Below are 14,543 nucleotides of genomic sequence, written 5' to 3'. Positions count from 1 at the left end.
CGAAGGACCTAGTAGCGGTCGAGCAGCACCTCGGCGATGAGCCCGGTGGCGAGCGCCATCAGCACGAAGTTGCCGTCCGCATAGACCCAGCGGTAGCCGCGGGGCGGGGCGCGCAGGCCGTAGTAGTAGGGATCCTGCACGTAGTAGCCGCGATAGGCGCGCGGCACGTAGGCCCCGCGACGCCAGGCGTAGCCCCGCTGCACGGGGTAGTAGCCGTAGCCCGGCGCGTACCAGTAGCCGGGACGCGCGCCGCGGTAGCTGCGCCACTCGGAGCGGCCGCGCCAGGTCTCGGCCCGGCGGCGGTCGTAGCGCAGCTCGCGCTGGCCCTGGCGGATGTCGGCGCGGTCGCGGCTGAGTTCGCGGCGTTCGCGGTCCGAGACATGGCCGTCCCGGCGCGCGTCGCGGCGGTCGTCCCGATACTCGCGGCGGTCCTCTTGCAGGTCGCGGCGGTCCTCGCGCCGCTCGTGGTCGCGCCGGTCGTGGCCCGGCTGTGCGGACGCCGCGATCGGGCCCGCGGCGGCCGCCAGGGCGGCGGCGGCGAACAACAGATGCTTCATGGTTGATCCTCGGGTTTCCCCAGCGTCGGGGATTGGGCGTCCCTCGCCCTGAACCCGTGCTGAACCCCCGACGGCGGGATCGGTTCATCCCGGGCCGGCCGAGAGTGGCGCGCGGATTGCAGCAAAGGTGTACGACCACGCCTGCAACCGGGACCCCGTCCCGAGCGTAGTCACGAGCGCGAGATGAGTGGGAATCCCCCCAGGCTGTCCGACCTGCTTCGCGCCGGCGCCCCCGGCGGCGCGCCGGTGCGGCTGCTGCTCGATTCCTGGGCCGAGGTGGAGGACGCGCTCCTCGCCGACACGGGCCGTGCGCGCGAGGCGCTGAGCGCCGCGGCGGAGGCCCTGCCGCCGGTGGCCGGCGCGATCGCCGACCGGCTCACCCTGGCCGCCGCGGTGGTCAGCGCGCGGGGCGAGGTGTTCCATGCCGACACAGCCTACCTGGCGCTGTTCCCGGATTCGGTCGACCTGCGGCCGCTCCTCAAGCGCGCGCTTCGCGGAGGGCCGGTGGTGAGCCTGGTCGAGGGCGCCGCCGGCGTGGCCTTCGCCGCCTGGGTGGGCGACGCCCGCGCCGCCGCGCGCTGGCCGCTGGACGCGGAAGCCGTCGCGGCGCTGGCGGCCGGGCCCGAGCGGCTGGTCGTGGTGGTGAGCGCGCCGTCGCGATCGTCCGAGCTGGCGCGGCGCGCGGCGCGGACCCTGGACCTCACGGCCCTGGAGGCGCGGCTGGCGGAGGCGCTGCTCTTCGCGCCGAACCTGGACGTGGCGGCGGCCGACATCGGCGTGGGCCGCGAGACCGCCCGCGATGCGCTGCGCCGGATCAACGCCAAGCTGGGCGTGCGCCGCACGCCCGAGCTGATCGCCCGCCTGATCGGGGTGATGTGCGCCGCGCAGGGCGAACCCGCCGACGACGAGGGGCTGGCCGAGACCGCCCTGGGCCTCACCCCCGCCGAGGCGCGCGTCGCGGCCCGGGTGGCCAAGGGCGCGACCGCGCCGGAAGCGGCGCAGACGCTCAGCCTCAGCGCCGAGACCGTCAAGACGCACATGAAGTCGGTCCTGGCCAAGACCAACGCCAGGGGCGCCAAGGATCTGGCGCGCCTGCTGGCCGAGGCGCGCGAGCTCGTCGCCTTCGCCTCGGCCGCCGAGCCCGTGTTCGGCGTCGAGGAGGGCGGCGGCCGCCTGCGGGTCATGCCCTCGCTGTGCGGCGACCGGCGGATCGCGCTCATCGACTACGGCCCCTACGACGCCGAGCCGGTGTTCATCCTCCACGGCTCGGCCGCCGGCCGGCGGCTGCCGGAGGGGTTCCGCGCGCGGCTGGTCGCGGCGGGGCTGCGGCCCCTGGTGATCCAGCGTCCGGGCTTCGGCCTCACCGACCCGGCGAACGGCGACTACGTGACCGCCGGCGCCGCCGACATGGCCGCGGCGGTCGAGCGGCTGAAACTGAAGTCCGTACACATGCTGGCCCGCGACACCGGCGTGCCCGTGGCGCTGGAGTTCGCGCGCTCGTGTCCTGAGCTGCTGGGACGCGCCGTGCTGCTGAACCCGCACCCGCCGATGCGCCTGGACGACGAGCGCACGACGTTCGTGGCCGCGGTCCAGCGGCGCCTGCTGCGCAACCCCGAGCTGGTGGCGACGTTCGCCGAGTTCCTGCGCCGGCAGACGACGACGCAGCTTCTCGAACGCATGCTCGACAAGACGCTGGGCCAGATCCCGATCGACGCGCACGCGGTCCGCGACCCGGCGGTCGCGCGCTTCCTGATCCGCGACATCCAGGCCCTGTGCGCCCGCTCGGCCCACGGCTTCGCCGCCGAGCACGCGGTCTACGCCCACGGCTGGTCGCCGCGGGACCTGCCCGAGCGGACCTGGACGGTGGCGCTCTCCACCGACCTGCTGGGCCTGGTCGAACCGACCTGGCTGGGCGTGCGCGACGTGCGCGTCACCCGGCTCGAAGGCGCCGGGCTCCTGCCGCAGTTCACGCACCCCGCCGAACTGGCCGCGCTCCTCGCCGCCTGACACCCCCAATCGGGGGAGGGCGCCCTGCGGTCCCCGACGTAGCCTCCGACCATTGGGGTATTCATGGGGGCGTTGAAATGAACAGGTTTCTCACTGTGGGCGCCATCTGCGCGCTCATCGCCGGCCCGGCGTTCGCTGCGGACGCGCTGCAGGTCAGCTATCCGACCGACGCTCAGATGGACTGCGCCGCCATCGCCGCCGAGAGCGGCCGGATGGACCAGGTGATCGGCGAAGCGACGGCCCAGGCCAACAAGGCCGAGGGTTCGGCCAAGGGCGCCGGCGTCGCCGGCACCGTGGCGGTCGAAGGCATGCTGCGCACCGGCCTTCTGGGCCGCATGCCGGGCCTCGGCCAGGCGGCGAACCAGATGTCGAGCATGGCCCGCCAGCGCGCGGAGCAGGTCAAGGCCCAGGCGGCCGAGACGATCAACACGGCCAACACCCGCAAGGCGCTGCTGGCCGGCCTCTACTCGGGCAAGAGCTGCGACGCGGCGCCGCCCGTTCAGCCCGCCGCGCCGGCCGGCGCCTAGCCCGGCCTGAGGCCCGGAGTTTTGGCGCGGGTCCGTGTCCCGCGCCAGAAGGCCGGCCACCCGTGGACTCCGCGCAGGCCGGACGGGCGGGCGAGAGCCCCCATGCGACCTCCCGCGCGTCCCGGCTTCCACGGGTGGCCGGAACCTCTTGGCGATCCCCGCCGGCCTGTCGTTCGCGCGAGCGGCGAAGGCGGTTGCGCGGAACGGGCGCCTACGCCCAAGGTGCTGATCATGTCGGGAACCAGGATCTGGTCTTCCAGGACCGTGCAGGCGGCGATCAGCATCGTCGTGGCCGCGATCCTCCTGGTCGCCACGACGCTGGCGCGGGTCGCGCTGACGCCGCAGCTCGGGGCGCTCTCGCCGTTCATGCTCTACGTGGCCGCCGTCCTGGTCGCCGGCCTTGTCCGCGGCCCGTTCTGCGGCGCGCTGGTGCTGCTGGGCGGCGGCGCGATCGGCTTCCGCCTGTTCCTGGCGCCGCACGGCGTGGCCCAGCACGGCGCGGTGATCGCCCTGATGATCTTCTGGGGCGTCTCGGCCCCGGTGCTGGTGACCGCGAACGAGCTGCGCGTGCAACTGGGCCGCGCCATGGCCCGGCTCTCGGCGGCCCTCGACCGCCGGGGCGGCACGCCTGCCTGAGATCCCGGCCTTGCAGCTCGACTGTCGGGTTGCGGACTCAACCGCCCCGCGAAAGGTGTATAGTCAAGCCGTCCCCGGATGTCAGGCCGGTGACCGAGAGACAGGGACCGTCCCCGTACTCACGCCGCGTGCGGAGTTCCGACATGCCCCTCTTCACCTTCTACCCGTACCGTGGCGACGGCTCGTCGACCGGGTTCGAGACGTTCGAATGCGCCGACGACCCCGGCGCGCTCGTGCGCGCGCGCCGGGTCCTGTCCGAGCATTCGAGTTCGGCTCGGGTGGAGGTCTGGCAGGGCGAGCGCCGGGTGGGCGTCGTGGATGGCGCGGCCGAGCCCGCCGCCTAGAGCATCGTGCCGAAAAGTGGCCGCCGGTTTTCGGCGAGAGCGATGCGAAATCAAGAATCAAGAGCGCGCTGCTTGATTCCCGTATCACGCAGCGCGCCCTAGGGTTCGGACCCGGTCGCCGAACGGTCGCCGACGATTTCGGGAGCGGCCCTTGCCCTGGCCGGCCGCATCGGCCAAAGCCTCCCTGATGCCGAGGGGCTCGCCGACCATCACTGCTCTCCGTGTGCTGACCGCGCTCGCCGTGGCGCTCGCGGCGATGTGCGCGTTCCTGGCCTGGCAGTGGAAGACCGAGCGCGACCGGGCCGACTGCTGGCGCGCCTACGCCGAGTTCCAGCTCCAGCCCGAGGGCAACTGCGGGACCTGACGCGGTCCCGGCCCGCCGCGCGCCGGGACGGCGCGGTCAGAGGTTGAAGCGGCCGCCGACGACGCAGGTGGCCTGGCCATGGCGGACGGTGACGGTGGCGCGCTGGCCGCGGGGCGGCTGGAACGTGACGGGGCCGTCCACGGCGCCGACGGTCACCGCGCCCGGGTTGTTGAACATGCAGACGGTGTAGCTCTCGCGGGGCCACCACCACGCCTCGGGCACGACGGCGCAGCTCACCGCCGCGAACTGCCGGGTAAACGAGGCGCCGCCATAGCTGAAGGTCCGCGGGCCCTTGCCGTGGTTGGTGGCCCATTCGGCGGGCGCGCCGACCGTGTCGCAGGGCGGGCCGGCGACGGTCCACTCGCGCCTCAGCGTCTCGGCCTCGCGCCACACCTGCCAGACGACGAAGGCCGGCAAGGTCAGCATCAGCGAGATCGTGGCGACGAGCTGGACGACCAGCGCCGTCCAGGCGCGCCAGCCGCCGCCGAGGGTCAGGGGCGCATAGGTCTCGGTCATCGGTCCGCCAACTCTGCCGACGCAACGCGATGGGACGCTACTTGGCGCGGCGTCCTGCGTCGACCGCCTTCGCCGCCGCGGCCTCCGCTTGCGCCTGGGCCTCCGCGGCCAGCAGCGCGTTGTTCTTGGCCAGCATGACCGGCGTGCCGCCCCCGTCGCTGGTCGTGGCCCAGGGATCGAGGGCGATGCAGTGCCCGGAGAGGTTCCCGCATTGGCGGACTTCGCCGGTCTTCGAGTCGACCACGACGATGATCTGGTCGTCGTCATCCGTGGAGGCCGGTACGGGTCCCGGCGCCGCCGCGCCCGCGTGCGGCGCGGGCGCGGGTCTGAGCCGCGCCCACAGGTGATCGGGGCGGTAGAGGCCGACGCCAATGTACCGACCCTTTGTCGCGAACAGGCCGGTGCGGCTGTCGAAGGCCGCCCCCGCGGGAGCCTCCTCCTTCTTCTGGCAGCCGGCGAGCGCCATGGCCGCCAGGCTGAGGATGACGATGGTGCGCACGCGAGCCTCCCGATCACGGATCCGTGATCAGGGCGCGCCGCGACCGTGGCGAAGGCTGGGCGGTCCTATGCAGTCCGGATGCAGATCTCGCAGCCGTCCGGCGTGCTGCGGAGCGACAGGGAGGCGGCGCCGAAGCGCCAGAGGCATTCCGCGCCGGTTCGGCTTTCCTCGACCCGGGCGCGGCCCAGGTACTGGCTGACCTCGTCGGCGACCTGGCGCACGTCGGCGGCGGGGGTTCCGCCCAGCCGGACGAGGCCGGTGAACACGTCGGCGGGCAGGCTGGCCGGCAGGCCGGCGGGTGTGGTCAGGGTCCCGACCAGGCCGGGCAGGACGGGGCGCGGCGTCGCGATCGGGATCGCGCCGTCGGTGACGCCGAAGCGCTCGACGAGCTCGCCGCGCGGGACGCGCCAGGGCACGCCGCGCTGGTCCAGGAAGCCGTGGATCGGGGTGGCGTCCGCCGGCCCGGCCCACGGACGGGTCGGATCGTGGGCGCGGCCCTCACGAGGCCGCAGGCCGAAGAGGCTGGCGAGGCTCATGGGCCTCATCATGCCTCCACTCAGCGTGGAAGGCGAATCGGCGTTACGCGGCGAGGTAGAGCGAGGGCTGGGCGAGGCCCGTCTCGAAGTCCTGGAGCAGGTCCAGGATGTCCTCGGCCCCGGCGCGCAGCGGCGTGCCGGTCGGGAAGCGGTAGCGCCAGAAGCTGGCGATGTGCGAGATCATGCCGACCCGCTCGCCGAGCTCCAGGAACATCGCCGGCGAGGCCAGCAGGAACTCGCGGAACGCCATCCCGTCGCCGTTGCCCGTCAGCTTGGCGAAGGCGTCGTCGTAGGTCTGGAGGGTCAGGCCGACGTCGCGGACGCGGCGGTGGATCGTGCGCTGCAGGCGCGAGCGCGACTGGGCGACGAAGGTGCGGACCTCGGTGCTGACGCTGTCGGAGACCTCGAGCTGGCCCAGTTCGGCGATCACCTGCTTCAGCGCGACCATCAGGTCCGAGAGCACCCACTTGTAGTAGAGGAAGCCCTTCCAACTGAAGATGCCCTCGCGGTAGGCGTCGCCTTCCAGCCGCAGCGTCAGGCGCAGCGGCTCCAGGCGCTCGTCGGTGTCGGAGGCCAGCAGGATCTCGACCAGCTTGCCCGACGAGCGGTCGCCGATGCGGTGGCCCTGGTAGGCGAGGTCGATCAGCCGGCCGATCTCCACCTCGACGAAGCGGCGCATGCGTTCGCGGTCGTGGGCCGAGATGGCGAAGTAGCAGTCGGCCGGCCGGAAGCCCGAGCGCCGCAGATGCTCGCGCAGCAGGAACGGGTCGAACGACGGCAGGCCGTCCAGGCACTCCAGAAGAGAACGGTCGCGGGCGAAGTTCTCGTCACTATCCGAGAGCTCCTCCACCAGGTCGAACCATCCCTTCTCGCCCACCAGGAACGAGGCGCCCCCCGCGCCCAGATTCTTGGGGTCGAACGGAATGATGACCTTGGTGGCCGTGCCGGTGCGACCGCTCAAGAGCGGCGCATCGTCGGCCCGCAACCGGTGCTTCAGCACAATCCCCCGATTGAGCAGAAGCGACTTGAAGAAGGGCTGGGCAGAATGCTCGGGCGTGGTCCCGTAGGTCCGCGCCACCATGGCGAGGTTGAGGACCCGCGTGGTCGAGCCGGTCTTGTTGAGCGCGACCAGGCTTCGATATGGCTTGTGCGCCTGCTTCTGCTTCATCGGTCCGCCCTTCGAGCGGAAGACACCCCTGAAAGCGCCAGCTTAGCCGCCAAGCCTTACGGCGAAATGAAGGGAAACGCACGTAATATGAGAACTAACTATCTGAATTATCTCAGATAAATACCATACATTGTAGGCAATACAGCTACGCGTTGCATATCTCCTCCAACCGCAGGAAACCCACCTCCAGGAACCGGGCGCACAGCGCCAGCTTGACCTCGTCGGCCAGGCCGCCCGGCAGGTCGCGGACGCGGAAGCACGGCGTGTCGGCGACGAACAGCACCGCGTCCTGGACCCCGCGATGGATGTAGAGGTGGCCGCCCGGGAAGGCGAAGTCGAGGGTGTCGGCGCCGGCCGAGAGGTGGCTGGTGGCGCCCGGCGCGTGGGCGAGTTCGCTGTCGAGGCCGATGACCGGCGTGGCGGTCGGGCGCGGCAGGGGCTGCAGGTCGCCCACCGTGCGCGCGGCGCGGCGCTGGAGGGCGGCCGAGAGGAAGGCCGGGTTGCGCACCGCCTCCAGGAGCCGGCCGGCGGCGGCCAGCGTCGGCGGGCCCACCTGGGCGAGCCCACGGCGCGGCAGGGTGGCCCGCAGGGGTCGGTCGAGATCGGAAAGGTGGTCCAGCGCCGCGACCAGCGCCTCGCGCACGGTCAGCGGCGTGAAGCCGATGGCGACGTGCAGCGACTCCTCGGTCGAGTCGACCGTGTGGAACGTGCCGCGCGGCAGGTAGACGAGGTCGCCCGGCCGCACGTCGACGGTCTCGTGGTCGCCCAGGTCGGGGGGATTGCCGTCGACGCCCTTCCACGGGTTGAAGAGGTCGGAGGCCCGGCGCGCCACGTGCCAGCGCTTGTTCCCCTCGAGCTGGATGACGATCAGGTCGTGGTCGTCGTAATGCACCGGCGCGCGCATGCCCGAGACGCTCCAGAACGCCGAGACGGTGACCGGGGCATGCAGCATCACCTCCAGCGCGCGGGCGATCTCGTCCAGGGCCGGCGACAGCGGGCGCAGGTCGGGAAAGCGGACCGAGTAGTTGAGCGCGTGGAAGGCGGCGATGCGCTCGCGGAAGTCGGCGGCGTCGGCGACGTCGGCCAGCGAGGGCGCCGGGCCGAGCGCGTTCGCCGAGTGCCAGGTCAGCTTCCCGGCGAGGTGGACGGCGTTCGCCAGCGTCCCCGCCGGATCGGGACCCAGCAGCCCGCCCCGCGCCGCGTCGGCGTCGTGGCGCAGGAGGCGGAAGCCGCCCGGCAGGACCTCGTCGACGAAGGCGTCGACGCTCAGCGGCGCCAGCACCGCGGCCAGCGTCTGTTCGGCGTCCTCCAGCAGCATCTATCCTCCCCCGAGGCTCGGCTGCGGATGGCGTAAGCAGGTTCGCCGGACGCTGTCACGCCGCAGCGCGACGAACGGCTGCGGCCAAGCGATCCAGGTCGGTTTCAAGCCACGCAGGCTGCGGGCCACTGCGCCGCTAGGCGTGCATCGCCTTCTCGAGCGCGAGCGCCAGCGAGATGCAGGCGGCGCTGGTCATGGCGGTCGAGAGGAGCGGATAGCGGCTGGGGGTGTCCGGCGTCTGGTGATCGAACAGCCACTGGATCAGGAAGGCGCCGATGAAGCCGGCCATGATCCAGGTGTCGGGCGCGCGGCCGCGGGCCATGAGCACCACCCAGGCGGCCACCGCGCACATGGCCGAGAAGAGCTGGCGGTTGACGCGCGGGCTGGGCTCGCGGGTCTCGAGCCCCCAGCGGACGCCGCCCAGGAACGACAGCACCATCGCGCTCCAGCCCAGCAGCGCCGTCAGCGCGGGCCGCATCAGGTCGGCTGGGCCGTAGCTGTAGAGGATGGCCAGGACCGGGAAGGGCGCGAGCGCCAGCAGGGCGATGGCCCAGAGTGCTGCCGGAATGGACTCCGCCCGCCGGGCGGGCCGCACGTCATCCATGAGCAATCAGTCTCTCCGGAATGCCGCCGAGGCCGCCCAACCGGCCAGCATGGCGAACGCCATGGCGGCCAGACCGTAGGACCATGGCCTCTCATGCGCCCACACGTAAAGAGCCCTTTCGAGCCCGACCTTTTCCACCGTCAGCGTGCGGATGCGCCGCGAAACGGCGACGCCGTTCTGGAACAGCAGGATGTCGGCGCGGTAGACGCCGGTGGGCGCCCCGGTGGGCAGCGCGATCTCGGCGCGGAAGAGCCCGCGGTCGACGAAGCGCACGCCCTCGTCGTCCTCGTGGTAGAGCCCGGCCTTCTCCTTCAGGCGCACCACCGCGCGGCGCCAGACGAAGTAGTCGGAGCCCAGGCGGCTGACGACGACGTCCCTCACGCCGTAGCGGGTCTCGGTGCGCTGTTCCTCCGGGGCGTTGATGGTGAGGTGGTCGACGCCGGCGCCCAGGCGGCGCAGGACGCCGAAGTTGGCGATGTCCCCCAGCGGCCGGTTCGAGGCGGCGCGGTAGAAGCCCGGCGCGCCGCGGAAGACGACGGGGCGGCTGTTGAGCCAGAGCCCGGCGACCCGCTGCTTGCGGGTCAGGCGCACCGGCTGCTCGGGGCCGCGCACCAGGATCACCACGTCGGAGGGTCGGGCGGCGGCGTCGAAGACCGCGCCGTAGAGGACGATGCGGGCGCCGCGGAAGTCGGACTTCACCTGCACGTTGGTGTCGGTGAGCGCCGCGGAGATCACCGGCGTCGTCGAGGCCGCCGGCGACGGCGGCAGCGGCGGCGAGGGCGGGCCGGGCGCGGCGGCCAGCGCCGCGGCGAAGGCGAGCGCGGCGGTCATCCGTTCGCCCCCGAGAGCAGGACGAACGGCTCTTCCGGCGTGAGGAAGAGGCCGAGGCCCATGCGCAGGCCGACCATCAGCACGATCAGCGCCAGGATCGCCCGCAGTTCCTCGGCCCGGAAGCGAGAGGAGGCGCGCGCCCCGAACTGCGCGCCGACGATGCCGCCGAGCAGCAGCAGGGTCGCCAGCACGATGTCGACGGTCTGGTTGCGGCCGGCCTGCAGGACGCCGGTGAGCCCTGCGGTGATGATGATCTGCAGCAGGCTGGTGCCCACCACCATGCCGGCCGGCATGCGCAGGACGTAGATCATCGCCGGCACCAGGATGAAGCCGCCGCCGACGCCCATGATCGCCGACAGGATGCCCACGAAGGCGCCCAGCAGCACCGGCGGGATCACGCTGATGTAGAGCCGCGAGCGCGGGAAGCGCATCTTCAGCGGCAGGCCGTAGAGCCAGACCGGGCGGCGGTCGCGGCGCGGCGGCTGCGTCTCGCCGCGGCGGCGGCGCAGGATCGTCCCCAGGCTCTCGATCAGCATCAGCCCGCCGATCACGGTGAGGAACAGCAGGTACGAGAGCGCCACGACGAGATCGGCCTGGCCGAGCAGCCTGAGCCACCGGAAGAGTTCGACGCCCAGGAAGGCACCCGCCACGCCGCCCGCGGCCAGCACCGCGCCCATCCGCAGGTCGACGGCGCGCCGGCGGCTGTAGGCGATGACGCTCGACATGGACGAAGCGGCGACGTGGTTGGCCATCGAGGAGACCGCGACCGGCGCCGGGATGCCGAGGAACACCAGCATCGGCGTCATCAGGAACCCGCCGCCGATCCCGAACATGCCCGAGATGAAGCCCACGAGCGCGCCCAGCGCGACGATGAGCGGCGCGTTCACCGCGACCTCGGCGATCGGCAGGTAGATGTCCACGGTCCTGCCTAGTTCCTGCACGGCGGCCGCGTCCAGACTGTCATCGATTCAGGCGGACGGGGAAGCCGGCGCGCGGCATGGCCCCATGAAGCGCCGGCGCGGGGTGTCGCTAAGGGCCAGGCGGACCTTCGGCCGGCGTTCCCGGTGAGGGCGGCCGCGGCGCCATCCTGTCGATCCACGCGAGCACGGCGTCGGCGATCTGCAGGTTGTTGGTGTCCTGCATGAGCATGTGGGTGTTGCCGCGCGCGCCCAGGTCCGGCGTCTCGACGATTTCGATCCGGCCGCCGGCCGCCTTGATCCGCGCCGCATAGGCGCGGCACCCGTCGAGGCGACCCTGCCACGTGAGGGCGCCCAGGCCGGTCGGCGCCGAAAGGTGGTCGCCGAAGACGATCAGCGTCGGAATCTTCGCGAGACTGGCGATCTGCTCGTCGCCGTAGGTGGCGCGGCAGGCGCCCGGCTCCAGGGCCACGATGCCCCGGATGCCCGTCGCGTCCGCAAGGGCGGCGTCCATGGGGAAGGGGCCCGACTGCGAGTGGCTGACCAGCACGGCGCCGCCGAGGTCGGCGGCGAGCCTGGACAGCGCCCCGAGCGTGGGGTTCGGCTGGGGAACCTGCGAGGTCAGGTCGGGGATGGCCTGCTTGGAGAGTTCGCCCGCCGCTCCGGTCGGGAACCGGGTGTCCGGGAAGGCCTCGCCGTACCGCGGACCGAAGCGGAAGTTCTTCCAGACGCCGATCCTGTCGCCGAGGCGGAACGCCCCCGGCGCGGCGGCGCTGGGCGCGCCAGGGCCGGTCGGCGCCACGGGCGTCGCCACCGCGCCGGCGTCGCCGGCAAGTCTGCGGTTGAGCGCGGCCTGGTTGAACCCCGAGCGTGCCCGTCCGACCTGATCGACCACGTAGGTCGGGCGCCCGCGGCGGACGAAATACTCATACCAGCCCATCCGGCCGTCGGGGGTGGTGTCGTAGCTCTTGCCGCTCAGGGTGGCGCCGTGGATCAGGACGACCGGCATCTTCGTCGGGCCCATCGGCAGCATGTACTCGACATACATCTGGTCGACGGTGACGCTGTCGTCCGGACCCAGCAGGATCTCGTCCGCGCTCTGCTCGACCGAGCGGCCACCGACAAAGAAGCTGCCCCGGGACTTCAGGACCAGCGGGGTCGACGGCGTCTGCAGCGACGTGAAGGTCTGGGCGGTGGCGACGCCCGCCGTCGCGATCGCGCCGATCGCCAGGACGGAGGCGGCGCAGGCCGAGCAACGGCGCCGGCGAGCGGATCCGGCCATCTTCGGCTGCTGCGGGACGGTCAGCATGGCGAGCCGCGGGCGGCATCGGAGTAGGCCTGCTGCTCGACATGCTTCATCCACGTCACGCTCCGGCCATCGAGGCTCTCGCTGATGGCGACGTGGCTCATCGACGACGAGGGCGCCGCGCCGTGCCAGTGCGGCTTCCCGGCCGGAATCCAGACCACGTCGCCGGGGCGGATCGCCATGGGAGGGCTCCCTTCGCCCTGCACCAGCCCGCAGCCCCGCGTGACGATCAGGGTCTGGCCGAGCGGATGCGAGTGCCATGCCGTCCGCGCGCCCGGCTCGAAGCTCACGGTCGCGCCGCCCACGCGCGCGTCGCCGCGCCCCCGGAACGGCCCCTCCAGCCACACCGAACCGACGAAGGTTTCCGCGGGTCCCTTGCGGGCGGGCGGCGAGCCCTGCCGCTGAACCTCGACCTCCTGGGCGGCGGCAGGCGCGGCGAGCGCCAGGAACGCCAGGATGAGCCCGTTCACGGCTTCGCCTCCAGGGTGCGGGCGACGCTGCCGAGCGCCTCGGTCGCCCGCGGCCAGCCGGCGTAGAAGGCAAGATGGGTGATGGCCTCGGTGACTTCCGCCGGCTTCAGTCCCGCCTCGCGTCCGCGCCGGAGGTAGGGTGCGAGCTGGTCGGCCTCGCCCATCGCGGTGAGCGCGGCGATGGTCACCAGGGCGCGGTCGCGGGCGGAGAGGTCCGACCTTCGCCAGAGGTCGCCGAAGACCACCTCCTCGCTGAGCCTGGCGAACTTCGGCGCCGTCGGCGCGAGCGCGGCCTCCGCGGAGCGGCCGAACCCGTCGTCGTCCGCCAGGCGCCCGACCTTCGCCTGCAAGGCCGCGACGTCGATCTTCCTGTCCGTATAGACGCGGTCGTAGACCTCCAGCGCCGAGACGGCGTTCGGCCAGCCCGCATAGAACGCGAGGTGGGTCAGGACGCCGGAGGCCTCGACGGGGGTCACCCCGTTGGCCAGCGCGCGGTTCAGGTGGCCGGTGAGCTGGGCCGGCTTGTTGGTCGCGATCAGGGCCGAGATGACGATGAGGCTGCGGTCGCGGGGCGAGAGGCCCGGCGAAGGCCAGACGGTTCCGAACAGCACATCGTCGGTATAGCGGGCCAGTGCGGGCGCGAGCTTCTGCTGCAACGGTCCGGACGGACCCGCCGCCGGCGCCGGCGGCGTCTCCATCGCGGCGGCGGCGAGGAGCGCGCCCAGTGAAAGAGCCGTGATTGTCATCCGATCCTCCCGGGGCTCAGGCCCGGCTAGCGATTTGCGAGCTTTCCATATTCCGCTGGGTATCGCTCGCCCTGCACCTCGACCTGCGAGAGGGCTTCGTCGATCGCCCGCAGGTCTTCGGGACTCAGGTCCAGACTGGCCGCGGCGAGGTTCTCCTCCAGCCGGCGGAGCTTGGTCGTGCCGGGGATCGGGACGATCCAGGGCTTCTGCGCGAGGAGCCACGCCAGGGCGATCTGCGCCTTGGTCGCGCCCTTCGCGGCGGCGATCCCGTCCAGCCCTGCGAGGAGCGCCTGGTTGGCCTTGCGGGCCTCCGGCGCGAAGCGGGGGACCACGTTGCGGAAGTCGGTCGCTCCGAAGGTGGTGGTCTCGTCGATGGTCCCGGTCAGGAACCCCTTCCCCAGCGGACTGAAGGGGACGAAGCCGATGCCGAGTTCCTCCAGCAACGGCAGGATCTCGGCCTCGGGCTGCCGCCACCACAACGAATACTCGCTCTGGAGGGCGGCGACAGGCTGCACCGCGTGGGCCCGCCGGATGCTCTCGGGCCCGGCCTCGGACAGGCCGAAGAACCGCACCTTCCCGGCCTGGATCAGGTCTCTCACGGTTCCGGCGACGTCCTCCATCGGGACTTCCGGGTCGACGCGGTGCTGGTAGAGGAGGTCGATGTGGCCGGTCCCGAGCCGCCTGAGCGATGCGTCGACCACCTCGACGATCCGCGCCGGCCTGCTGTCCACGCCCTTGGCGGGCGCGCCGTCCCTGAAGCCGAACTTGGTGGCCAGGACGACTCGATCGCGGACCCCGGACACCGCCTCGCCAAGCAGTTCCTCGTTGACGGCGCCGTAGGCCTCGGCGGTGTCGAAGAAGGTGACGCCGCGGTCGATGGCGGCGCGCACCAGCGCCACGCCTTCTGCCTTCGACACCCCCTCGCCGATGCCGAAGCTGAGGCCCATGCAGCCGAGCCCCATGGCGGAGACTTCCAGGCCGCTCCGGCCCAACTGTCGCATCTTCATCGTCATCCCTCGCGCGCCGGCCGACGGGCCGGCGGTGTCGAGGGGTAATCTAGGTGTGGAGGCTCAATAGGTTGTCTCGGTTGAGGCCGAGGCGGCTGATGGGCGTCTGGGATTTTATCCCGCCGTGCGGGCGATGCCAGTTGTAGCGGTGGAGCCAGATCGGCAGGTCGACGGCGCGACGGTCCGAGCT

Annotated in this window: 18 protein-coding genes and 1 pseudogene; 5 read left to right on the top strand and 14 right to left on the bottom strand. The window is 72.3% G+C overall.

Annotated features, from left to right (window positions below):
• Window positions 1–8: 8 nt before the first annotated feature.
• Window positions 9–557 (bottom strand): RcnB family protein, encoded by a 549-nt coding sequence (locus JNL41_RS13840; RefSeq protein WP_293475846.1) that lies wholly within the window; start codon window positions 555–557, stop codon window positions 9–11.
• Window positions 558–740: 183 nt separating this feature from the next.
• On the opposite strand from JNL41_RS13840, the gene JNL41_RS13835 reads away from it, so the two are divergent.
• From JNL41_RS13835 to JNL41_RS13815, 5 genes are all read left to right on the top strand, one after another.
• The gene (locus tag JNL41_RS13835) at window positions 741–2,564 is read left to right on the top strand and encodes an alpha/beta hydrolase (RefSeq protein ID WP_293475844.1); all 1,824 of its coding nucleotides are present in this window, start codon (window positions 741–743) and stop codon (window positions 2,562–2,564) included.
• A 77-nt stretch (window positions 2,565–2,641) separates the two neighbouring features.
• Window positions 2,642–3,091, top strand: a complete 450-nt coding sequence (locus JNL41_RS13830) for a hypothetical protein (RefSeq protein ID WP_293475842.1) — start codon at window positions 2,642–2,644, stop codon at window positions 3,089–3,091.
• A 231-nt stretch (window positions 3,092–3,322) separates the two neighbouring features.
• Window positions 3,323–3,727 carry a hypothetical protein gene (locus JNL41_RS13825; protein ID WP_293475840.1) on the top strand — a complete coding sequence of 135 codons (405 nt, stop codon included), beginning with the start codon at window positions 3,323–3,325 and terminating at the stop codon, window positions 3,725–3,727.
• 143 nt (window positions 3,728–3,870) lie between these two features.
• Window positions 3,871–4,071 (top strand): hypothetical protein, encoded by a 201-nt coding sequence (locus tag JNL41_RS13820; protein WP_293475838.1) that lies wholly within the window; start codon window positions 3,871–3,873, stop codon window positions 4,069–4,071.
• 187 nt (window positions 4,072–4,258) lie between these two features.
• Window positions 4,259–4,435: a hypothetical protein gene (locus JNL41_RS13815; protein WP_293475836.1), complete on the top strand. Its 177-nt coding sequence runs from the start codon at window positions 4,259–4,261 to the stop codon at window positions 4,433–4,435.
• A 36-nt stretch (window positions 4,436–4,471) separates the two neighbouring features.
• Here JNL41_RS13815 and JNL41_RS13810 read toward each other — a convergent pair whose 3' ends face one another.
• The 13 genes and pseudogenes from JNL41_RS13810 to JNL41_RS13750 all read right to left on the bottom strand — a co-directional run.
• Window positions 4,472–4,951 carry a hypothetical protein gene (locus JNL41_RS13810; RefSeq protein ID WP_293475835.1) on the bottom strand — a complete coding sequence of 160 codons (480 nt, stop codon included), beginning with the start codon at window positions 4,949–4,951 and terminating at the stop codon, window positions 4,472–4,474.
• 37 nt (window positions 4,952–4,988) lie between these two features.
• Complete coding sequence (locus JNL41_RS13805; RefSeq protein ID WP_293475833.1) at window positions 4,989–5,450, bottom strand: hypothetical protein; 462 nt, start codon at window positions 5,448–5,450, stop codon at window positions 4,989–4,991.
• A gap of 65 nt (window positions 5,451–5,515) precedes the next feature.
• Window positions 5,516–5,986, bottom strand: a complete 471-nt coding sequence (locus tag JNL41_RS13800; protein ID WP_293475831.1) for a hypothetical protein — start codon at window positions 5,984–5,986, stop codon at window positions 5,516–5,518.
• Between the two features lie 43 nt (window positions 5,987–6,029).
• Window positions 6,030–7,154, bottom strand: coding sequence for a hypothetical protein (locus tag JNL41_RS13795; protein WP_293475829.1), 1,125 nt, complete (start codon window positions 7,152–7,154; stop codon window positions 6,030–6,032).
• 145 nt (window positions 7,155–7,299) lie between these two features.
• On the bottom strand, window positions 7,300–8,472 hold the full coding sequence (locus JNL41_RS13790; RefSeq protein WP_293475827.1) for a cupin domain-containing protein: 1,173 nt from the start codon (window positions 8,470–8,472) through the stop codon (window positions 7,300–7,302).
• A 136-nt stretch (window positions 8,473–8,608) separates the two neighbouring features.
• The gene (locus tag JNL41_RS13785; protein WP_293475825.1) at window positions 8,609–9,076 is read right to left on the bottom strand and encodes a DUF3429 domain-containing protein; all 468 of its coding nucleotides are present in this window, start codon (window positions 9,074–9,076) and stop codon (window positions 8,609–8,611) included.
• A 6-nt stretch (window positions 9,077–9,082) separates the two neighbouring features.
• Window positions 9,083–9,907 carry a TIGR02186 family protein gene (locus JNL41_RS13780; protein ID WP_293475823.1) on the bottom strand — a complete coding sequence of 275 codons (825 nt, stop codon included), beginning with the start codon at window positions 9,905–9,907 and terminating at the stop codon, window positions 9,083–9,085.
• The gene (locus JNL41_RS13775; protein ID WP_293475821.1) at window positions 9,904–10,827 is read right to left on the bottom strand and encodes a sulfite exporter TauE/SafE family protein; all 924 of its coding nucleotides are present in this window, start codon (window positions 10,825–10,827) and stop codon (window positions 9,904–9,906) included. The genes JNL41_RS13780 and JNL41_RS13775 overlap by 4 nt, the downstream gene beginning before the upstream one ends.
• A 109-nt stretch (window positions 10,828–10,936) precedes the next feature.
• Complete coding sequence (locus JNL41_RS13770; protein ID WP_293475819.1) at window positions 10,937–12,106, bottom strand: hypothetical protein; 1,170 nt, start codon at window positions 12,104–12,106, stop codon at window positions 10,937–10,939.
• A gap of 20 nt (window positions 12,107–12,126) precedes the next feature.
• Entirely contained in the window at window positions 12,127–12,600 is a 474-nt protein-coding gene (locus JNL41_RS13765; RefSeq protein WP_293475817.1) for a cupin domain-containing protein, read from the bottom strand.
• Window positions 12,597–13,346 carry a carboxymuconolactone decarboxylase family protein gene (locus JNL41_RS13760; protein WP_293475815.1) on the bottom strand — a complete coding sequence of 250 codons (750 nt, stop codon included), beginning with the start codon at window positions 13,344–13,346 and terminating at the stop codon, window positions 12,597–12,599. Before JNL41_RS13760 ends, JNL41_RS13765 begins: the two co-directional genes overlap by 4 nt.
• A gap of 26 nt (window positions 13,347–13,372) precedes the next feature.
• Window positions 13,373–14,353, bottom strand: a complete 981-nt coding sequence (locus JNL41_RS13755; protein WP_293475868.1) for an aldo/keto reductase — start codon at window positions 14,351–14,353, stop codon at window positions 13,373–13,375.
• A gap of 49 nt (window positions 14,354–14,402) precedes the next feature.
• Window positions 14,403–14,543: pseudogene (locus tag JNL41_RS13750) on the bottom strand (IS481 family transposase); the annotation flags it as partial.

Source organism: Phenylobacterium sp., from assembly GCF_016793285.1.
Taxonomy (GTDB): domain Bacteria; phylum Pseudomonadota; class Alphaproteobacteria; order Caulobacterales; family Caulobacteraceae; genus Phenylobacterium.
Note: the sequence above shows the minus strand (reverse complement) of the source record. Positions and strands in the feature narration are given on the sequence as shown.